This window comes from Pandoraea eparura (assembly GCF_902459725.1).
Taxonomy (GTDB): domain Bacteria; phylum Pseudomonadota; class Gammaproteobacteria; order Burkholderiales; family Burkholderiaceae; genus Pandoraea; species Pandoraea eparura.
The window spans coordinates 17,960-39,236 of the sequence record NZ_CABPSH010000018.1 but is presented as its reverse complement, the minus strand read 5'-3'; the positions used below and the strand labels follow the sequence as shown (position 1 = coordinate 39,236).

General features: G+C 57.5%; 18 protein-coding genes and 1 pseudogene. 9 read left to right on the top strand and 10 right to left on the bottom strand.

Going from position 1 to position 21,277, the window contains the following annotated elements; all coding sequences use genetic code 11:
* The first annotated feature begins 90 nt into the window (after window positions 1–90).
* The 4 genes from PEP31012_RS22540 to copD all read left to right on the top strand — a co-directional run bounded on the left by PEP31012_RS22540 (window position 91) and on the right by copD (window position 4,358).
* A complete protein-coding gene (locus tag PEP31012_RS22540; protein WP_094068952.1) occupies window positions 91–2,040 on the top strand; it encodes a copper resistance system multicopper oxidase in 1,950 nt (649 codons plus the stop codon).
* Between the two features lie 8 nt (window positions 2,041–2,048).
* Window positions 2,049–2,933: a copper resistance protein B gene (locus tag PEP31012_RS22535; RefSeq protein WP_094068951.1), complete on the top strand. Its 885-nt coding sequence runs from the start codon at window positions 2,049–2,051 to the stop codon at window positions 2,931–2,933.
* Window positions 2,934–3,042: 109 nt separating this feature from the next.
* Window positions 3,043–3,429 carry a copper homeostasis periplasmic binding protein CopC gene (gene copC / locus PEP31012_RS22530; protein ID WP_094068950.1) on the top strand — a complete coding sequence of 129 codons (387 nt, stop codon included), beginning with the start codon at window positions 3,043–3,045 and terminating at the stop codon, window positions 3,427–3,429.
* Between the two features lie 5 nt (window positions 3,430–3,434).
* A complete protein-coding gene (gene copD / locus PEP31012_RS22525; RefSeq protein ID WP_094068949.1) occupies window positions 3,435–4,358 on the top strand; it encodes a copper homeostasis membrane protein CopD in 924 nt (307 codons plus the stop codon).
* Window positions 4,359–4,611: 253 nt separating this feature from the next.
* Here the strand turns inward: copD and PEP31012_RS22520 are convergent.
* Window positions 4,612–5,872 (bottom strand): annotated as a pseudogene (locus tag PEP31012_RS22520) (type II restriction endonuclease).
* A gap of 331 nt (window positions 5,873–6,203) precedes the next feature.
* Between PEP31012_RS22520 and PEP31012_RS22515 the strand changes: the two are divergent.
* From PEP31012_RS22515 to PEP31012_RS22505, 3 genes are all read left to right on the top strand, one after another.
* Window positions 6,204–6,530 carry a DUF4148 domain-containing protein gene (locus PEP31012_RS22515; RefSeq protein WP_094068948.1) on the top strand — a complete coding sequence of 109 codons (327 nt, stop codon included), beginning with the start codon at window positions 6,204–6,206 and terminating at the stop codon, window positions 6,528–6,530.
* A gap of 309 nt (window positions 6,531–6,839) precedes the next feature.
* Window positions 6,840–7,745, top strand: a complete 906-nt coding sequence (locus PEP31012_RS22510) for a LysR family transcriptional regulator (protein WP_174978363.1) — start codon at window positions 6,840–6,842, stop codon at window positions 7,743–7,745.
* 467 nt (window positions 7,746–8,212) lie between these two features.
* Window positions 8,213–9,346: a porin gene (locus tag PEP31012_RS22505; RefSeq protein WP_094068946.1), complete on the top strand. Its 1,134-nt coding sequence runs from the start codon at window positions 8,213–8,215 to the stop codon at window positions 9,344–9,346.
* Window positions 9,347–9,734: 388 nt separating this feature from the next.
* Here the strand turns inward: PEP31012_RS22505 and PEP31012_RS22500 are convergent, their stop codons facing one another.
* The 9 genes from PEP31012_RS22500 to PEP31012_RS22465 all read right to left on the bottom strand — a co-directional run bounded on the left by PEP31012_RS22500 (window position 9,735) and on the right by PEP31012_RS22465 (window position 19,057).
* Window positions 9,735–11,129 (bottom strand): heavy metal sensor histidine kinase, encoded by a 1,395-nt coding sequence (locus tag PEP31012_RS22500; RefSeq protein ID WP_094068945.1) that lies wholly within the window; start codon window positions 11,127–11,129, stop codon window positions 9,735–9,737.
* Complete coding sequence (locus PEP31012_RS22495; RefSeq protein WP_094068944.1) at window positions 11,126–11,797, bottom strand: heavy metal response regulator transcription factor; 672 nt, start codon at window positions 11,795–11,797, stop codon at window positions 11,126–11,128. The genes PEP31012_RS22500 and PEP31012_RS22495 overlap by 4 nt, the downstream gene beginning before the upstream one ends.
* A gap of 168 nt (window positions 11,798–11,965) precedes the next feature.
* Complete coding sequence (locus tag PEP31012_RS22490) at window positions 11,966–12,514, bottom strand: hypothetical protein (protein ID WP_094068943.1); 549 nt, start codon at window positions 12,512–12,514, stop codon at window positions 11,966–11,968.
* Between the two features lie 242 nt (window positions 12,515–12,756).
* On the bottom strand, window positions 12,757–14,268 hold the full coding sequence (locus PEP31012_RS22485) for a multicopper oxidase family protein (RefSeq protein ID WP_124988669.1): 1,512 nt from the start codon (window positions 14,266–14,268) through the stop codon (window positions 12,757–12,759).
* 72 nt (window positions 14,269–14,340) lie between these two features.
* Entirely contained in the window at window positions 14,341–16,797 is a 2,457-nt protein-coding gene (locus tag PEP31012_RS22480) for a heavy metal translocating P-type ATPase (RefSeq protein WP_094068940.1), read from the bottom strand.
* A 140-nt stretch (window positions 16,798–16,937) separates the two neighbouring features.
* A complete protein-coding gene (locus PEP31012_RS23780; RefSeq protein ID WP_172417177.1) occupies window positions 16,938–17,111 on the bottom strand; it encodes a hypothetical protein in 174 nt (57 codons plus the stop codon).
* 255 nt (window positions 17,112–17,366) lie between these two features.
* Window positions 17,367–17,546, bottom strand: coding sequence for a hypothetical protein (locus tag PEP31012_RS22475; RefSeq protein ID WP_124988670.1), 180 nt, complete (start codon window positions 17,544–17,546; stop codon window positions 17,367–17,369).
* Window positions 17,543–17,755 (bottom strand): recombinase family protein, encoded by a 213-nt coding sequence (locus tag PEP31012_RS22470; RefSeq protein ID WP_124988671.1) that lies wholly within the window; start codon window positions 17,753–17,755, stop codon window positions 17,543–17,545. The genes PEP31012_RS22475 and PEP31012_RS22470 overlap by 4 nt, the downstream gene beginning before the upstream one ends.
* A 240-nt stretch (window positions 17,756–17,995) precedes the next feature.
* Window positions 17,996–19,057 (bottom strand): DMT family transporter, encoded by a 1,062-nt coding sequence (locus PEP31012_RS22465; protein ID WP_094068937.1) that lies wholly within the window; start codon window positions 19,055–19,057, stop codon window positions 17,996–17,998.
* 113 nt (window positions 19,058–19,170) lie between these two features.
* On the opposite strand from PEP31012_RS22465, the gene PEP31012_RS22460 reads away from it, so the two are divergent.
* Both PEP31012_RS22460 and dmeF read left to right on the top strand, forming a co-directional pair.
* A complete protein-coding gene (locus PEP31012_RS22460) occupies window positions 19,171–19,443 on the top strand; it encodes a metal/formaldehyde-sensitive transcriptional repressor (RefSeq protein WP_094068936.1) in 273 nt (90 codons plus the stop codon).
* 6 nt (window positions 19,444–19,449) lie between these two features.
* A complete protein-coding gene (dmeF, locus tag PEP31012_RS22455; RefSeq protein WP_094068935.1) occupies window positions 19,450–20,733 on the top strand; it encodes a CDF family Co(II)/Ni(II) efflux transporter DmeF in 1,284 nt (427 codons plus the stop codon).
* The last annotated feature ends 544 nt before the right edge of the window (window positions 20,734–21,277 follow it).

Below are 21,277 nucleotides of genomic sequence, written 5' to 3'. Positions count from 1 at the left end.
GCTCGCGAAAGCGAGTCTGCTAGCAGCATTAACATGGCTGACCTCACCGATTGGTGATTCTCCCAACCAAAATCAACTGGATACTGATAGATGCGATCTCATCTCAGCAGACGAACCTTCATTCGGGGCATCGGCGCGGCGGGACTCGTCGGCGGATTGGGCGTCTGGCGTCCGCAGGTGTGGGCCATGACGAGCCCCGGGCAGCCTCATGTGCTTACGGGTAACGACTTCGACCTATCCATTGCGGAAACCCCAATCAATATCACGGGGAGTGAGCGCACGGCCACACTGATTAACGGAACCCTGCCAGGCCCGGTCTTACGATGGAAGGAGGGGGACGTTGTGACGTTGCGTGTTGCGAATCGCATGTCCGCCCAGACGTCGATTCACTGGCATGGAATTCTGGTGCCGACCAACATGGATGGCGTCCCGGGCCTCAGTTTTGGCGGGATTGACCCTGGTGAGACGTACACATATCGCTTCAAGGTCAAGCAGCATGGAACCTATTGGTACCACAGCCACTCGGGGATGCAGGAGCAAACCGGGGTGTATGGCCCGCTGGTGATTGAACCCAAAGATCCCGAGCCGTTTAAGTATGACCGGGACTATGTTGTCATGCTCTCGGATTGGACGGACGAGGATCCCAGGCGCATCAAGGCAAAGCTCAAGAAGCAATCGAATTATTACAACTTCCATCAACGGACGTTTGGAGATTTCATTCGAGACGTCAAGAAGGATGGGTTGGGCGCCACAATCGCTGATCGCAAAATGTGGGCCGAGATGCGGATGAGTCCGACGGATCTTGGCGACGTCAGCGCCTACACGTATACATACCTGGTCAATGGCCTAGCGCCAAACGGGAACTGGACAGGCATCTTTCGGCCGGGTGAACGCATTCGTCTGCGCTTTATCAACGCCTCCGCCATGACCTACTTTGATGTCCGTATCCCTGGACTCAAAATGACGGTAGTCGCGGCCGATGGGCAGCCCGTCAAGCCCGTCAGTGTCGAAGAATTTCGTATTGCTGTAGCCGAGACTTACGACGTCATCGTCGAGCCCACTTCGGAGGCGGCCTACACCATTTTCGCCCAGTCGATGGACCGTACGGGTTTCGCACGCGCCACATTGGCCGTGCGCGAAGGGCTTTCGGCGAAGATTCCGCCGCTCGACCCGCGCCCACTGGTGACGATGGACGATATGGGCATGGGAGGTATGGCCGGCATGGATCACGACTCCATGCAAGGCATGGCGGGCATGTCGAGCATGAGCGGCGATTCGATGCAGGGGATGAGCGGCATGGCCGGCATGGATCACGGCTCCATGCAAGGCATGGATGGCATGTCGAGCATGAGCGGCGATTCGATGCAGGGGATGAGCGGCATGGCTGGCATGGATCACGGTTCCATGCAAGGCATGGAAGGCATGGAAGGCATGTCGAGCATGAGCGGCGATTCGATGCAAGGAATGAGTGGCATGGCCGGCATGGATCATGGTTCCATGCAGGGGATGGGGAGCATGCAGTCCCATCCTGCGACCGAGAACGGGAATCCGCTTGTTGACGGACAGGCCATGAATCCGACGCCGAAGCTCAATGACCCGGGTATTGGACTGCGCAACAACGGCCGGCGCGTGCTGACCTACGCCGATCTGCGCAGCACGTTCGCCGATCCTGACGGCCGGGACCCGACGCGAACCATTGAATTGCACTTGACCGGACATATGGAGAAGTTCGTCTGGTCGTTCAACGGCGTCAAATTCGGCGACTCCCAGCCGATTCGCCTCAAGTATGGCGAACGGGTCCGCCTCGTCCTGGTGAACGACACCATGATGACCCATCCCATACATCTTCATGGCATGTGGAGTGACCTGGAAGACGAGCAAGGTCGCTTCATGGTGCGCAAGCACACTATCGACATCGCTCCGGGCTCCAAACGCAGTTACCGCGTAACGGCCGACGCGCTCGGACGCTGGGCGTATCACTGCCATCTACTTTTCCACATGGAAACCGGTATGTTCCGTGAAGTGGTCGTCGAGGAGTGAGGATTCTCATGCTAAAAGAACAAAAATTTGGGAAGGTCGCAGCGGCTACCCTGACCGTGATGCTGTGCGCCACAACATCTCTTTCTGCGATAGCGGCACCTGATGCAAAGGCTTCCGTCTCAAGCCAGCCGACCTCGATGGGCGATGCCACCATGCAGTCGATCGGGACGTCGTCCAATGGCGCACCATCGCCCGTACCACCGTTGACGGACGAAGATCGAAAAGCGGTCTTCACCGGCGGTCATATACACGACATGGGCGATAAGGAGATCAACTACTTCTTCCTGTTCGATAACCTGGAATGGCAAAAAAGTCAGGGTGGCAACGTATTGAACTGGAATGGGTCAGGATGGATCGGTGGCGACATCGACCGCCTCTGGCTTCGCACGGAAGGCAAGCGAGCCGGCGGCAAGCTCGGGGACGCGGAAGTTCAGGCGCTTTGGGGCCACTCCCTCAGTCCGTGGTGGGACGTGGTGGCCGGCGTTCGTCACAACTTCAAACCGGGAACTTCGCAAACTTGGGGAGCGCTTGGCATACAAGGGCTCGCGCTCTACAACTTCGAAGCGCAAGCAACCGCATTTGTCGGACAAAGTGGTCAAACTGCCGTACGCCTGGAAGGCACGTATGACTTTCTTGTTACGAATCGCTTAATCCTCCAGCCATCGCTGGAAGTAAACATGTACGGGAAAAACGACGCGGCAAGAGAGCAGGGAGCCGGTGTGGCCAACAGCTCGCTGGGCTTGCGTTTGCGATACGAAGTCGATCGTCAATTGGCGCCGTACATTGGTGTGACTTGGGACAGATCATACGGCAACACCGCGCGCATCCTGGAGCAGGAAGGTGGGCGTCGTAATGAGCTGTCATTCGTTGCCGGCGTGCGTGCCTGGTTCTGACGCACCAGTGATATTCGTCGATGTCCCGTTGTACCGTCGAAGTTCTTCTGTTGACTGACGGCGGGACGCTTTAACGTTTCTCAATTTCTAACCACAAAGGATGTTTGCCATGTCACATCAACGCTTTTTCTCAAAGTCACTTGTCGCCGCCGCTGGCCTGATCTTCGCCTCGGCCGCATTTGCTCATCCGAAACTGCTGTCCTCGACCCCTCAGGACAATACTGAAGGACCCGCACCGCAAAAAATCGAGCTTCACTTTTCCGAGAATCTGATGACACAGTTCTCGGGCGCCAATCTCGTCATGACGAGCATGCCCGGCATGTCGGATCACTCTACAATGAAGGTCGCGGCAAAGATTTCCGGTGGCGACGATCCCAAGGTGATGGTGATTGCCCCGGCTCAACCGCTGACGACGGGAACTTACCGCGTGGATTGGCGTGCGGTGTCGTCTGACACACACCCGATCACCGGGAAGATTACGTTTATGGTGAAGTGAGCATCATGGACAGCTGGGTAAACATCGTCATTCGGTTCGCGCTCTATCTGGACCTCATGCTGCTCTTTGGTCTGCCACTTTTTGGCCTGTATGCCTTAAAGCATGACGAGCGCCGTTCGTCGCGGATCACGAAGCAGTTTGCCGTTATTCTTGGCGGTGCTGCCACCGCTGGGATCGCGCTGTCCGTACTTAGCATGATCGTTCTGGCAAAGATGATGACGGGTGAGGAAGACTATTCCAGCGTGAGCCAACACGCGTTGGGAATGATCATATCCGGTACCACGCTCGGCACGGCATGGGTGCTCCGTCTCGTGGCGTTGGTTGTCGTTCTCACCGTCACGCCCGCACTGCTGCGTCGCCCAACCGTCGGACTCGCCGCCGCCGCGATTGGTGGGGCGGTTGCACTGGCGTCGTTGGCGTGGGGCGGTCATGGAGCGATGGATAGTGGCGACAAGGGGGTGATCCATCTTTCGGCCGACATTCTCCATCTCGCGGCGGCGGGCGGATGGATCGGGGCGCTGACGGCGTTCGTGTTGCTTCTTCGCGTGGACGATGCCTCACCCAGTCAGCGGCTTGAAACGCTGCAGCGGACCTTGGCCGGATTCGCCGTGGTCGGGACGGCGATCGTCCTCACACTGGTCGCCACAGGCTTGATCAACTACGGCATGATTTCCGGCCCGACGCTGAGTGGACTGACGACGACGCTATATGGCCAGCTCCTGCTTACAAAACTGGGCTTCTTTGCATTGATGCTTGCACTCGCGGCGGCCAATCGGTATCACTTGACGCCTCGGCTCGAAGCAAAGATAAGAAATGGGGATTATGCAGGTGCCGTTGGCGCTCTGCGCAAGAGTCTGTTGATTGAGTCCAGTGCCGCCACGGCGATCATCGTGCTGGTTTCGGTACTCGGCATTCAAAGCCCTCAATAATCCGGTTGCGCCATGACCGTGTCGAAGTACCGGGGCGAAATGCATGTATCAAGGAAGTCATATGCGCCTCTCCTACGATCGGGCGGAAACGGCGTGGCGGGCCATCCCTGCCCGTCAAAGCGGCCCGCATGCACTGAATGATGCCGACCACGGTTTGTGCAAGCAGGCAGACCGCCGTCCGCGTAGGCGTGTGCAACGCATCGCATCGCATCGCATCGACACTCGCCCATCCTGGATGCAATGGCCAGCGGCGTCAAAGCGTTCTCGCAATGGCGTCAATCGGCTTCATGCCAGAGCCGAAGCGCGCGACACTCGAGCGATGCTCCCTAAGCTCCTCATAGGGGAGATATTGAATGTCGAGCTCGGTGACGCGGGAAAACGCAGGTCGGGCAAGCTGACTTCGCACGTCGCTTTCCCGAGCGTCCGGCGCGACGAGGTACAAGTGCCGTTGCGCCGGCGTGGCGGCGCCGAGGGCAAGGTCCAGCAGACGAACGATGCCCGAATAAATGGAGGTCGTATGTTCGACCTCGAATGCGGCTGCGACGGATTGGTCCGCGTTCAGCCAAATGACGTCAATCAGTGGGACCGTTTCGGCGCCATTAATGCACAGTGATACCGGTAATTCGACCAGGCAGCCGTCCGCGAGCTTGCCGCCATCGTATGGACGCGAGCGATCATTGGTCGCGATCCAGACTTGGTAGCCCAGCGCACGGCCCAAGTCACGCAACCAACCCTGTACCTCAGTGCGCGTCACATCCTGCTGCCGAATATCTTCGAGCTGGCGCGCAAGCGCAGAAGATTGCTCTCGCACCGCATCCAGATCCTTAAGCCACGCCTCGCCCGGTTCAGCGCTTCCGCCAAGGGGCGGTAGCGGATAACGCGCCATGCCAACGTCAAAGAGAAAGCCAGCCAGCGCGCCGAGGTCGTTTGAGAGTAACGATCGGTATTCGCGATTCAGTTCGAGAACGCCCTGATGCATCGCTAGGTAGTGGTCCCAGCGCCCAAGTTTGACATTGGCGCCCGCCACCGCGTTGAAGCCTTTCACGATAGCGGTATTGAACGGGCATACGAGTGTCGGGTGAATGAAGTACAGCAGATTGGCGGCAGCCGGCCCCAGCCCTTTAATGCCGTGCGCGTCCAGCGTTCGAATCGCCGAGAACACCGCTTGAGGCTCGCTGCAACAATCGCATGTATCGAGCAGCTTGCCAAATGCACGCTGATTGGCCGGACTTTCGTAGATATCGGGGATGCGAAGTTTGGGCTTCCACAGAAACGCGTGATCTGCCCCCTTAAAAATCTGTCGTTGTTCGGCGATCGATGTCACAACTAACTCAAGGGAAGAACCACGGTACGCGTTACCAAAACGTCCCGGCGTTGATTTCCCGGATGACCTGCCGGATACCTTGCCGGATGGAACGGAAATTCTTGAGCCGCTCAGGCCACAAGAACCATGTTTGGAATGTACCTGTTGGGTCCGACGTCCAGTGCTCGATTAGCGTGTGAAGCGTATTCATGTTGTTGTGAATTTTGGACTGCGCGCAAGTCTATCACTACCGAAACGACGCGCAAGTCGTACCTCCCGATCCATTTGTGGTTGCGGTGAGATGCGCAGCAGTTTTCCGTATGAGTGCTGCGCGCGCGGTCGGGAGGCTGTGACCTTGCCTCGTTTTACGTTGGCGGGCGCCAGATGAGGCACAACCGTTGAATTCGTGGCATTCAATTTGAACCACATATCAAAAACGTAACTTTCGGGTAACCGTCGAGTCAGGATGAGGAGGATAAATTATGAGTGCAATGAATCACATCTCGTGACTCATCCAGTTGGGCAACCCTGAAAGGAAGAATATGAAAGCACACCTACTTACCGTCGCGGCGCTTGCCGTACTCGTGTCCGGCCCCACGTTCGCCGAAGACGCCTACGGTTTTCCTCCCGGCAACCAACCCTCATCGTTGACGCGCGCTCAGGTACGTGCCGAACTACAAGATGCCGAGGCCAAAGGCCTGCTGACCCAAACGGACACGATCTATCCGAGCGATTCAATTCGCACGCTCACCGCCGGAAATGGCACAGTCGTTCAGAGCAACAGTGCACCTCAGGTGGGAGGGGCGACTGCCCAGCCGCGGGGGCAGAATCGGGTGATTCCGGATCCGTCTACCTACGCGAAGCCGTAAGCAATTCGCGCCTCAGGTAGATGAGGTACGCCACCGATGGTCTGCGCGCGCGACGGAGCGCTATCGAACTGTCACGATTTGTGGTGCCGCGAAAGCGTCGTGGCACCACAAATCTACATCGTTTGCCGGGGCAAATTGGCACAATCTTCCGAGCGGAAGCCGTCTCCCCAGCGTGCAGGAACTACCCTCGATTCCGACGCACAACGTGCTCAAGCCCGAGACAATCAGCACGCGGCGGACGAGATACGTTCTTCTACATCCAACTTACGCGGTGTCGCAAAAAATACTGGACGACATTTGGCGGAGACAATGAATCAATTACAAGCCATGAGAGTGTTTCTGAATGTTGCCGAAACCGGCAGCTTTGGAAGCGCGGCCGTGAAACTGAATCTGTCAAATGCTGTAGTCACCCGGTACGTTGCGTTACTCGAGGAACATCTGGGTGCACGCTTGCTCAATCGCACCACCCGTCGCATGTCTCTGACCGAAACAGGGCGCCTCTATGCACGCGGCTGCCGCCAGATATTCGATCAACTTGATGAGATGGAGGCTGGGGTTTCCAATGCCTCTCGTATGCCATCAGGGGAACTGCGCGTCGCGTCGTCCACGACATTCTCGTTGCAAGCATTAACACCGCTTTTGACCCTGTATCGCCTGAGATATCCAGCAGTGCATCTGGCCGTTGATTTGTTCGATGGAGGCGTTAACTTCATTGAAGAAGGGTATGACGTCGGCATACTGGCGCCAACTCAGGTCAATAGCACCCGCGTGGTGAGTCGCCCGTTGCTATCAGTGTCCGCCATCCTCGTTGCAACTCCACAGCTGATTCTGGGCCACGGCAGCCCGTCTGAGCCGCAGGAGTTGCGTAAGTTCCCACTGCTATGCCTGCAAACGGATGCGCGAAACCCGACGCTTCGCTTTACCAAAGAAAACACCGCAGAATGCGTTTCATTTGATCCGGTGTATTCGGCGAACAATCTCCTCATGCTCAAGCAGGCCGCGATGGCTGGAATTGGAGGCTCCGTCCTTCCCCGAACCATGGTCGTCGATGAGCTTTCCCAAGGAAAATTGGGGCAGGTCTTGCCAAATTGGCAGGTCGGTGGCAATGCGTTGGAAATTGCATTGATCTATCCGGGACGCCGGAATATATCGGCTAAGACGCGCACGTTCGTCGAGATGACGATTAAGCACTTTGGGCAAGATGCCAGTCTCTAGGAACAGTACAAAATTTCAAAAAGACTTTTCAAGGTTTTTGTGACAACAATTAACTACTCGCGTTTTATAATTTTCGTGCGAGAAGAAGATCAGTTCGATATTGAGCCGATCTCCAGAAGTTGACGCGGCCAACGGCCGCGTTTTTTTTGCCAAAAAATATTGGCAGTTGCTTCATGACAACATCTCTGCCAACAATTGGTTTGCATATCAGCACGAGCTCACTGCAACACATTGATTTTGTTTGATTTTTATAAAAAAATAATTATTAAAATAAGTTAAAAAATGATTTCTAAATAATCGCACCGACCCGCGGGCCGCCACTCCATACAATTCCATCTGCGATCAATACGGAGGGTCGGTTGATGCCGAGATGCCGCATGCGGCGATGCATTCCTCTAAGCCAATCCTGACTTTCCTGATTACGCAACCAAGCTGGTTCAATCATTGATGGTTATGGAGATGAATACATGAAGAAGACACTTCTCGCAGTGGCACTTTTGGGGGCATTTTCGGCAGCACAAGCACAATCGAACGTGACGTTGTATGGCGTCCTTGACGCTGGCGTGACTTACGTCAGCAAACAGGCGTTCAAGGATGCGAACGGTAACATTCAAGGTGGCTCAAACTGGCTGGCGCAAAGCGGTGTCGCTCAAGGGTCTCGCTGGGGGCTGCGCGGCTCGGAGGACTTGGGTGGAGGCCTGAAAGCCATCTTCACTCTGGAAAATGGCTTTGACGTATTCTCTGGTCAACTGCAGCAAGGTGGACGAATGTTCGGTCGTCAGTCGTTCGTCGGGCTTAGCAGCAACAGCCTCGGTACGGTCACGCTGGGCCGTCAATATGACTCCGTAGTCGACTTCCTGCAGCCGGTAAGCTCCGTGCCGTCCTTCGGTCTGTACGGCGCCCATTTCGGCGACGTGGACAATATCGACAACACGTTCCGTACTAACAACTCTGTCAAGTATACGAGCGTCAACTACAACGGACTGACGTTTGGCGGTATGTTCAGCTTCGGTGGGCAAGCGGGGCAGTTTGCGACGAACCGGGCCTTTAGCGTCGGCACCGGCTACGCAAACGGTCCGCTGACGTTGGGCGCGGCCTACCTGAATGTCAACAACCCGAGCGCAGCTGTCTATGATAATGGCGGCACCCTTGACAAAGCGGTGTTTGGCGCTACCCCCTTGCAGCAGGCCGATCAATTGCGTGTGTTTGGCGTAGGCGGCTCCTATTCGTTCGGTCCGGCGACGATTGGCTTGTTGTATACCAACACGAAGCTCAAGAACAGCAGCTTCATCGCCGGCGGTAGCGATATCAAGGTGGACAATTACGAGATCAATGCGAAGTACATGTTGACTCCGGCACTGCAACTCGCTGCGATGTACACCTACACCAATGCGAAGTTCGATCGCCTTGGTTCGAAGCCCAAGTACCACCAAGTTAACTTGGGTGTCGACTACTGGTTGTCGAAGCGTACGGACGCCTATGTCATGGGCGTGTACCAGAAGGCCGCGGGAGATGCAAAGAACGCAGAAATCTACGGTCTTGGCGCTTCCAGCACCGACAAGCAAATTGCTTTGCGCGTCGGCCTGCGCCACAAGTTCTGATTGTCGCGGAAGTCCCCCCTGATTGCCTTCGCAAAGTGACATGTGAGGGTAGATCTCGTGAGCGCGGCACGAGAGGGTTTGCGTGCCGCGCTCGCGACATACGGTATCGACACGGCAGAGTTGCTCACCGTCCGGCTATCAAATGGAGGCCAACATGTCCAGAATCGCTGTTATTGCAATATTGACCTTGCTTGCCGCGGGGTGCACCTCTTTGAGCGAAAGTGCAAAATCGACGCAGATTGATCCGAATTGGGGAGGGCACTCAATATACCGAGGTAGCCGCTAGCGCAACGATTGCTCCGCTCAGAACCACGGCAATGACGTCGCGGTCGGCGCGACGTCTGATTCAACCATGCGGGACGGGCCGCTTGTCGCGGCTGATGCCTTGCTACGCCCCGTCACCGGGAAAGGTCAAGAAAAACGTAGTCACCCCATATCGGCTTTCGGCCCGCGCGCTACCGCGATGTAACTCCATGATGGATTTTACGATCGAGAGGCCCAGCCCAGAATTCCCGGCAGACGTATGACGCGATGCGTCCGCGCGGTAGAAGCGATCGAACAAGCGCTCCAAGTGCTCACCGGAAATGTCTTTCCCTTGATTGTGGATGCTAATGACCGTTTCCCGCCCAAGCATTCTTGAGCGTAGTTCAATGCATGTCCCCAGTGTCGAAAACGCCAACGCATTTGAAACCAGATTACTCACCGCTCGCCTTAAGAGCGTGGGGTCGGCGAATATCAGCCCTTCGGCGCTAACCTTCATGTGCAACTCGCGCTCGTCTGCGACCGCTTCGAAGTAAGATGCGATATTGTTCAGCTCAGTGTTGGCATCGAGCCATTCGAGACGCAACGCATGTTTTGCATTGTCCGCGCGCGCCAAAAACAACATGTTCTCGACCATCCTGCGAAGTCGGTCATATTCCTCCATATGCGACTCGAGCAGTGACTGATACTCGTCCACGCTTCGCGGGCGGGACAACGTGACCTGCGTCGAGCTAATAAGGTTCGACAATGGTGTTCTGATGTCGTGCGCAATGTCCGAGGAAAACTGGGTGAGGCGACGAAAGGCATCTTCCAGGCGGTCCAACATTCTGTTGATGGCCTCAGCAATGTCCTGCAACTCGTCCGGGGCAAGTGCGATTTTGAGTCGCTCGCTCAAGCGACTGGCCTCGATCGAATGAGTCTGCGTACCAATTTCCTTGACGGGTCTCAAGCCCGCGCGCGTAACCGCGTAGCCCAGAATTCCGACAAGCATGGCCCCCACAGCGGCGGCGCCCCAAAGATCCTGTCGATAGACAGCAAGCAATTCGCTTCGGTCTTTGGACGAACGAATGAAGATGATCTGAATGCGTGTGCCATCGGCCAGGCGCTCGATGAAAACAATGGCCCGTGCCTTTTGTCGACCATCGAAATCCAAATCGAATGGCACGCCAGCGTTGTTCGCCAGATCCAAACGGTCCAGCAACTCGGCGGACATGCCGGCCGAGCTGCTGATAAGCACTTTTCCGGACATATCCCGCATTGCCATGTGGAGTCCTGGGTGGGATGCGACAACATCCAGGAAGATGTGCGCGTCACGCATCACGCCACTCTCGGATTTCGACTCTTTCAGCAGGCTCCGGAACTGCGTCAACTTGCCGATGATCTCCAAATCGTCTCGTCGCTCAAGCTGGGCCGCCAACGAGCGATACAGAAACGTGCTCGACAAGGCAAAAACGAGAACGGCCACCACCCCGAACGCAGCGGTCAGGCGGAACGTGAGCGACCTCGGCCGTATGAACCTCATTTCCGTTCCTCCAGAACATATCCCATGCCTCGGACAGTGTGAATCAACTTTTTCGCGAACGGGTCGTCCATTTTCACGCGCAGCCGACGAATTGCCACATCAACGACGTTGGAGTCACTGTCAAAATTCATATCCCATACGTGTGATGCGATCAGCGTTCGCGACAATACCTCTCCGTGCTTCTCGAGGAGCAGCTGCAGCAATGCAAATTCCTTGGCCGTCAAGTCCACGCGCGTGTCACCCCGCTTAACCTTGCGCCTGACGATGTCGACGGTCAGATCAGCGACCTCCAATATGTCTGGCAGACGGCGAGGGGAACGACGCAGCAACGATCGGATTCGCGCCAACAGCTCGGCATACGCAAACGGCTTGACCAGGTAGTCATCTGCCCCCAGGTCAAACCCCCGTATCTTGTCGTCGAGCGTATCGCGTGCCGTTAGAAGAAGCACCGGTGTCTGCTTCTCTTCCCGGAGGGCCTTCAACACTTGGATGCCATCCAATTCCGGCAGCATGATATCAAGGATGATGAGGTCAAACCTCTCGTGTAGGGCCAGGAACAGGCCGTCCTTACCGTTGGCCGCCAAGTCGGCCGTGTAACCGGCTTCGGTCAACCCTTTCCGGATATATGCGGCGGTCTTTGACTCGTCTTCAACGATGAGAATGCGCATCCGGTCTCTCCACGCGAATGATTGTAGTAAGGGGCGACGAGCTTTCTCCGCGGGGCCGCAGAATGACTCTGGCGTGTGGGGGTGATTTTGGTCGCGGATCGTTCACGCCCATGGTTTGCGGGGCACAGATGTATTTGCGATGAAGATTGGATCGACCGCATGACATCGTCAGGGCATCGGTACCGGCACGTAAATATTGCGAGTCCCCGAGGTGGGCAGTGAGGCAATCCTCGCAAGTGACGGCACCGCGGCTACCCCCTGCGACCGAAGTATTTGGAATAGTTTGCGGGTGGCAGAACTGTCGATTTCCCAAGCGAAGCCGTGCATCCCGTCTCGCTTCATGTGCAAGGCGACGACATATTGGGGAAGCCTGAGTTGGAGTTGATCCGAGAAGGCTCCGGAATAGATTGAGGCCGACATCAGTTGCCCGGCAGAATACACGCGAAATGTCGTGGTCGTTCCGGTCGTCCGGTCTATGCGCCGCAAGTAAAGTTTGTTTTTGCTGGCCAGGCATACGCCTTGATAGAAAATCCCGGCACTCAGTCCGTTTGGGACGAGCGCGAACTCGCAACGGGAGGTGAAAAGGATGTCGTCGCGAGATATATTCTCGGCTTCAGTAATTGCGATTTGTTCGGAGCGGCGATCGAAAGGCAGCGTTGCCATGCATCCGGCGAGCGTGATCGGCAAAAGAAGTATAGCCAGCGGGATCGCCTTCATGGTCCATGCTCCGGTAGTTGCGCTGTGGCCTGCACATTTTACTGGCGCATCCACCGCCAGCCGATTACTCGGAGATTACAATTCTGTCATCAAAAGAGGACCATTCGTCGCCTTTGTTCCGTGAGCCTTCAGGAAGGTTGGCCATCTTGGTTCGGACAGCCCTCTGAGATTTTAGATGAACGGGTGACAAAACATATTCTCCAACGATCATGAGAATTTCACGCCACCTGCTCGACTGATTGTCAAACGTAACCCACTTCGGTAATCATGCCGGCCATCATGTGATAGAGGTTATGGCAATGCATCAGCCATCGGCCTGCATTGTCGGCATCGAACGCAAGGGTGAGCTTTGCCATCGGCGGGACGTGCACCGTGTCACGCAGTGCCCCCGAGAACGCCTTGCCATTGAGCGCGACGATCTGAAAGTGGTGACCGTGCAAATGCATCGGGTGGGCCATCATCGTGGTGTTTTGGAAAGTGATGGCCACTCGCTGCCCCTTGCGGATTTTCACGGTATCGCGATTATCCCAGCCCTTATGGTTGATTCCCCATGTATACGGCTGCATCGAACCGGTCAGCATCAGCACGGCATGCGAATCGACGGGACGGTCCACCAGCGGCCTGAGGGCAGACAATCGCAGTTCCTGATCGAAGCTCACCGGTCCAGTGGTGGCCGTCGCCATACCGGCGATCTTGCCGACATTGGCGCCGTTGGAGGCGAGAATAATCCCTGTCTGTTGTCTGGCGCCTTCCCGTACTGCCAGAATCGGCCAGGCTCCAGTCCCATTGGGCACGTCAACGAGAATATCGATTCGTTGAGCCATCGCCAAACCAAAGCGGCGGCCTGTCAGTGGCCGCACGGCGTTGCCGTCGACCGTCGCGACCGTACCTTGCAGCGCGCCGAGGTCAATGTGAAAATTCGTGGATGAGGCACCGTTGATAATCCGCAAGCGGACTCTCCCGCCTTGCTCGACCCGGATGACTTCCGGGTCATTGAGCGTGCGATCGTTGGCGAGATAGGCATCGAAGTCGACATCGTTAAGGTCCATCTTCATGCCTGGCATTTGATCCGGCATGCGACTGCGGTTCATACTTCCCATACCAGACATACCAGACATACCGCCCATGCTGCGAGGCTGCTCTCCCGACTTCTGACCTGTCATGGCCCCCATGGAGTCTGCCTTACCCTTCTGCAGTTCCGAAAACACTTCAGCGGGATCGCGGAACAGGAAATCCTCCAGAAAGATCGTCACCTCCTGGCGGTCGGCCTTCACGTCGTCGGCCGTGCGCACAACCAATGGAGCGGCCAGCAGTTTCTGATGCTGGAAGCCGTGATGTGAGTGCATCCAGTAGGTGCCAGGGCGCGCCGCAAAATCATACGCGCGCCGCTCGCCTGGCTGAAGCTCCGGCACGCCGAACTGACTCACGCCGTCCTGATCGGACGGGGGCGTCTGTCCGTGCCAGTGGACAATGGTGGGCTCATTCAGGCGATTATCCAGCTCGACCGCGAAGCGCTCGCCCGGATCCAGGAACAGGCCCCGCGTACCGCCTGGTTGATGCAGCCCGTACACCGTCGCGGCACGGCCGTTGACCTCGATCGAGCGGGTGTCGACGATAAGACGACGCGAAGCGCCATTCACTTTCCCGTTCGCGATTTCTTTGGTACTGCCGGAGGGCCATTGCGCGCACCCGGTTAGTACTGCCGATGCGGCGGCAGCGGACGTCAACAGGAATTTACGGCGAGATTGCGACATGGTGTGGTCCCGATTTCAGGTACTGCGATGATGACGGGCGCAGTCAATGCCGCCTGTTTCCTCTGCGAAAAATCAGATTTTCACGTTTCGCAACCGTAGCGCGTTGGTAATAACCGATGCGGAACTCAAGCTCATCGCCAGTGCTGCAATCATCGGTGATAACAACAGGCCGGTGAACGGATATAGCACCCCTGCAGCCAGAGGCACGCCCAAGGCGTTGTACACAAACGCGAAACCGAGGTTCTGCTTCATGTTCCCGATGGTCGCCTCGGACAGATCCCGTGCACGAGCAATACCGAGCAGGTCTCCTTTGACGAGCGTGACTTGTGCGCTGCTCATTGCCACATCGGTGCCGGTCCCCATCGCGACGCCGATATCCGCTTTGGCGAGCGCAGGCGCATCATTGATGCCGTCGCCGGCCATCGCCACGACCTTGCCTTCCGTTTGAAACCTTGTGACCAGTGCCAGCTTGTCAGCAGGCTTCATCTCGCCGTGGAACTCGTCGATGCCGAGCCTCGTGGCGACCGCCTTGGCCGTGATGGTGCCGTCGCCTGATGCCATCACGACGTGTATGCCGTCCGCCCGAAGGCGCGCCAATGCTTCGGATGTCGTGGCCTTTATCGGGTCCGAAACCGCGAGCAAGCCAACCAGTTTTCCATCGACGGCGAGATACATGACGCTTGCCCCTTGTGCTCGCAATGCATCGGCGTTGCCGGCCAACTCGTCAACACCGATATTCTCGGCCTGCATCAGGGCCGTGTTGCCAAGCGCGAGCCTGCGTTCACCAACAATGCCGCGTACGCCAATCCCGGTACTCGACTCGAAGTTTTCGACCTTCTCGAATGTGAGCTGTCGCTGGCGGGCGGCATCGACAAGGGTCGCCGCAAGCGGATGTTCGCTGCCCTGGTCGACGCTGGCGGCGAGCCGGAGAACGTCCTCCTCCGAATATCCATTCACGCCGATGGCCTGTTCAAACGCGGGACGTCCTTGGGTCAACGTACCCGTCTTGTCGACGATAAGCGTGTTGACCTTTCGCAGATTCTCAATCGCGGCAGCATCCCGAAACAGCACGCCATTCGAGGCGCCTTTGCCACTCGCGACCATGATGGACATCGGCGTCGCGAGCCCGAGCGCACATGGACACGCAATGATGAGCACCGCCACCGCGTTGATGAGACCGTACACCCAGCTCGGTTCGGGGCCGAGTATGCCCCAGGCGAAGAATGTCAGGATCGCGATGCTGACCACCACGACGACAAACACACCCGCGACCTTGTCGGCCATGCGCTGCATCGGCGCCCTGGAGCGCTGCGCCTGCGCGACCATCTGGACGATTTGCGCCAGCACGGTCTGGGAGCCAATCTTTTCGGACCTGATGATGAGGCTGCCGGAAGCATTCATGGTCGCGCCGATGACATGGTCGCCGACCTGCTTGGTAACCGGAATGGGCTCGCCGGTAATCATCGCCTCGTCGAGTGAGCTGGAGCCGTCTGTCACGACGCCATCGACCGGAACCTTCTCGCCGGGCCGCACGCGAAGCAAGTCGCCGACATGTACATGTGTCAGCGGAACATCTTCCTCCGAGCCGTCAGCATTGATGCGACGCGCCGTCTTCGGCGCCAGCCCAAGCAATGCCTTGATCGCCGCCGACGTCTGCGACCGGGCATTCAACTCGAGTAGTTGCCCGAGCAACGTAAGCGAAATGATGACGGCCGCTGCCTCGAAATACACGCCGATGCGGCCGTGTGCGGTGAATGCCTCGGGAAACACGCCGGGAACGACTGTTGCGACGACACTGTAGATATAGGCAGCCCCCGTGCCGAGCCCGATGAGCGTCCACATGTTCGGGCTGCGATTGACGAACGACTGGATACAGCGCTCAAAGAACGGGAAGCCCGCCCACACGACCACGGGAGTCGACAGAACCAGTTCGACCCAGCTCTGAGTGGATGCCGCCATCCAACCCAGTCGATGGCCGGCCATGGCCAGGACGAACACCACTGCGGTCAGCGGCAGCGTCCACAGGAATCTGCGACGAAAATCCGTCAGCTCGGGATGCTCTCCGTCGTCGACGCTAGGCAGCAAGGGCTCCAGGGCCATGCCGCACTTCGGACAGTGTCCCGGCTGGTCCCGCCGAATCTCCGGATGCATCGGGCAGGTGTATGTCGTGCCGGCGGGCGCGGCCTCAATCGGCGTGCTGATCGAAGGCTGGACATATTTCGCCGGATCCGCTCGAAATTTTGTCAAACACGAATCGCTGCAGAAGAAATATTGGCGTCCCTCGTGCTCAACGCTGAATTTCGAGTCAGCGGTGACGGCCATGCCACACACCGGGTCCTTGAGTACGCTATCGGCTCCCGCGGAAATGTCGCGGCGACTATGACCATCGTGAGCTGCATAGTTGCCGTGATCATGCTCAGCGGTATTGCCTTGCGCGACGCGAACGGCATGGCGATGGTGGTCGCACCCGCTTTGGCGGTCTCCCGAATGCTGGTTGGTCGTGTCGCTGTCGTTACGCTGCCCGCTCATGGATCTTTCTCCGTGTTGGATACACGCCGTGGAAAAAATATTCCACTTCGCGCGTAGTGACGAAAAAATTTACCCGACACGCCCGATGAATTCGCCACTTCACCGATGTTCATAACCACGTATCGATCGAGTCCTCTCCATTACCACCAGAATTGCGCATTGCTCTCTGTGGACCGCTTCCGCGGATTCTGGTCTTGCAAAGCGACGAAATTGGCGAGCGCAATCAACAGCGCCACCATCATCGCACCGCCGGCCGGACTTTGGCTGAGGTAACGCCGCACCGTGGCGATAAACGAAATCGGTGAATCGGGCATGGCGCGGCCCGACAACACCCCAGACGAGGCGCAACACCACCGCCACACCCACCGCATAGCCCGCCTAGACATGCATGCTCCAACCAACCATCGCCACCGAGATGGACAACGGCGAACCCGCTTGCCAAAACCCAGTGTCCGATGCGCACCACCGGATCCCCGTCAAAAGATTTCGCAGCATCCATTCATGGCGAGCGATCTCCGTCCTTCGATGCTCGCAACATGCGTGACGACTTCCGAGTCATTCGGCTCGCATCAGCAGGCCATTATTGCACCGGCATCTACAGTTGTCGCCCTCCAAAATTCGACGAGATAATTAGGAGTGTTCGAGCGGTACAGCCTCGGCACCGACATGCCGAGATTCTTGTCCAAGCTCCGTGTTGGCACGCTGGCGGCCGGCAGCTTCTTGATCGACTCGATTTCGCCTTCGGTCATTTGGCGCTCGCGGCCACCAATGCGGCCCACTGGCGGGAAATTTCCAGCTCGGCACGGGCTGGCATCGCCGCTGGTTTTCGCCCCATTTCGGCCGGGCTGGCCATGACGTGGAAGACAAAGCGGCCCGATGTCGGTTTGGTTTGCGCGACGTCGGCCAGGCGCTTGAATGGTACGCTTCGCTGGTGAAGCTCTCTGACCAGATCGACCAAATGCTTGACGGCAGAAGGCGGGCCTTCAGGAATGACTGCCAGTCATCGCTGTTGAAAACATCCCGGTATGCGCACGATCCCAGCGGACCTCCGACCGTTGGCGGAACTGCGCTTTCCGACGCCGGACTGTGACAGCGACTGAAGCCCGCCCGAGTGTTCTAGGATCAAACTTGTTTACCCCTCATGCTCGGAACATGTTCAGCTGTACCGCCGCGGCCTGTTCGCCAATATCGCCATGCGTCAGTGAACGTGTTGATGATGAACGTCGGGATAATGAGCGTGCGTGTGCAACATTTGGGCATGACTGTGAGAATGCGTATGCGGCTCGCTCCCGTCCCAGTCAAAATCGTGTTCATGCTGATGGTGTTCGTCGTGAGAGTGACGATGCGCGTGTTCCATCGGCTCATGCGTATGGGCATGTGCGTGGTGCTCTCTTAAGTGCAGCCAGATGCCAAGCGCCATGAGCGCCCCCGCGCACCAAAAGAACACCGAGGGCATTGCGGGCCAGATTGCGATCGAGAGAATCACCCCAAACAGGGGTGCCACAGAGAAGTATGCCCCCGTGCGTGCGGTACCGAGATTTCGAAGTGCAACGACAAATAGGACGAGACTGACCCCATACCCGGCGAATCCCGTCAACATCGCCTTGGCAACCTGATTCGCGGCTGGCAGGCGTGCCCCTAGCCATAGCGCGATGCCGAAATTCACCGGACCCGCCACGAGTCCCTTCAAGCACGCGATCACCACTGCATCATTCGTCGAAACTTTGCGGGTCAAATTGTTATCGACTGCCCAGCACAGACAAGCCCCAGCAACCAGCACCGCGCCAGCAGGCAATCCGTCTGGCCCCGTTTGCCATGAAAGCAATACGCCGCCTGCGACGATGGCCACCATTCCAAGCAGCACGTTCAGGTCGACATTTTCGCGAAATACGACCCACGCAATGAGGGCCGTAAACACGCCCTCAAGGTTCAGCAATAACGCGCCGGTCGCCGCAGGGGTACTAGAAAGTCCTAGCATCAGTAGCGCTGGCCCTGCGACTCCGCCGGCCAAAATTGCGCCGGCTTGCCATGGCACTTCGGTTGCTTGCATCTGCGGGGAGTGTTCGCGAGCATCATGAGGGCGCGCGAGGCGTCTCACGACAAGCACAAGCGCTAGGCCAACACCGCTACCAAGATAGAAGAGCCCTGCGAGCATGAACGGGGAGAGGGTTCCAAGCAGCAATTTGGCGAAGGGCGTGGTCGCCCCGAACAGGGCGGCGGCAAGCAGCGCGGTCCACGCCGCGTTCGGTCGAATTTGCATCAAGGTTCGCCTGTAATCATATTGGCAAGGTCGGCGGGTGAATCGCTCGTCTTACACCCGTGCGCGTCGTCAGGATGTTAGTATACCCCCCTAGACTATTTTGAGGGGCCGCGATGAGTCATACCGTGCGCGAGAAGAAGCAACTGCTCAACCGAGTCCGACGAATTAGAGGCCAGATTGAAGCCATCGAGCGTGCGCTCGACGAGGAGCGCGGGTGCATGGACGTGCTTCAGCAAATCACCAGTTGTCGTGGTGCCATGAATGGTTTGCTCGCCGTGGTTCTCGAAGACCATATTCGAACGCATCTCGTTGACGCTGAGCACGCCGATGAACACGGCAGTGGTACTGAGCAACTGATCGATGTCGTCCACAGCTATTTCAAATGAGCAATGATGAGCAACTTTGAGGATTCCGCGTTCGACGCCGGACACGACCACATTTATTTGGGTGCGGCTCACAGAGACAATGAGCGCCGAACCTGGATGGTAATCGCTCTATGCAGCGCCATGATGGTTGCCGAGATTATTGGGGGTAGTCTTTATGGCTCCCTAGCCCTCGTCGCCGACGGCTTGCATATGTCAACACATGCTGGCGCGATGCTCATCGCGGCATTGGCTTACACGTATGCTCGCCGGCATGCCACCGATTCCCGTTTTGTATTTGGCACAGGAAAATTGGGAGATCTCGCGGGGTTCACAAGCGCCATTGTGCTCGCGATGATTGCGATACTGATCGCTTATGAGGCCGTGGCGCGCTTCATTTCACCGGTGCCCATCCACTTCGATCAGGCGATTCCGATCGCGATTCTCGGCCTGCTGGTGAACCTTGCCAGCGTGTGGTTGCTCAGCGGAGACCACCACGGCCATAGCCATAGCCACGCACATGAGCACGGGCACGATCATGGTCTTGAACAGGGTCATGGAGACGAACCGAAGTACGTCCGCAGCGGCACCACTGAGTTTGTCGTTACGATCTTCGAAGATGGTGTGCCCCCGGTTTGGCGCATTACGCCTACCGCTGGTTCAACGCCACTGAGCGCAGAGGCTGTTTCGGTCAGCACGATGCGCCCTGACGGGAAGTCTCAGACTTTCGGTTTTGTGGAGCGCAATGGGTATCTGGAGTCAACGCACAGTATTCCGGAACCGCACGCTTTCCAGGCGGTGATCCACCTGCCCGATGGCGAGCATCGAGTGGAGTTCGAGGAGCACGCTCACCCTCTCGACGACTCCCGGGCTGCGGCACACCGCGATCACAACATTCGTTCCGCGTACGTGCACGTGATTGCCGATGCCGCTGTTTCTGTGCTGGCAATCATTGGTTTGTTGCTGGCTCGCGCTTTCGGTTGGCTGTGGATGGACCCGCTCGCTGGCGTGATCGGCGCCCTGGTGATTGCGAATTGGTCGTGGGGTCTGATGCGCGATACAGGAGCCATTCTCCTTGATATGAACCCAGACTCGCGACTTCGCGGCGAGGTACGTCGCCTTTTGGAGACCAGCGGTGACAAGGTGGTGGATCTCCATGTATGGCGTCTCGGCCCGGGGCATATGGGCGCCATTGTATCGATCGTAACACGTCGTGCGGAGCGCACGCCAACGTACTATCACGCGACGCTTAAGCACTTGCGAGAACTCTCACATCTCACCGTCGAGGTGCACGTCCCGCGCGTAGTAAGTTGACGTTATGGCTGCGCGCAGATGGCTTGCCGAGCACGTCGCTTCTCGCTTCAGCTCATCGCACTGAACGACGCGCCAGCCCTGAAAATCGTCAGAGTCCGCAGCGGCTAACCTAGGGGCGCGCCGTACCGGAATTGCAGAGTGCCAGTGATCGCCAGTCGCGCGTAGTATTCCATATAGGGCTATGCAGAACCCGCAAGTGGGTTTTGAACAGGTTCGATACGAGCCGGAATCACTTAACTTCTCGTGAACATGGACTCTGATGCGGGGCGGCCAGTGCCGGGATTACCGAGCGCGGAATATGCGTGGCCGATGCGCTCTGACGAATTGTTGCGCGCTGCCGGATATGACCCGGAAGCTATCCGCTGGCGCATGGCAACGGGTAGCCCGTGGCGCGTCCGTCCGGGGCACATGATTGCCGTCCTCCTCGCCGCTGCGATTTGTCCTGCGCTCGCGCTGGTCGCACTCGCTGCAATTGCCCGCGCTGTGACCATGTTCTTATAGCTACGTCACTGTGTGCCAACGGGTGTCTCTAGAATTGCGAGAA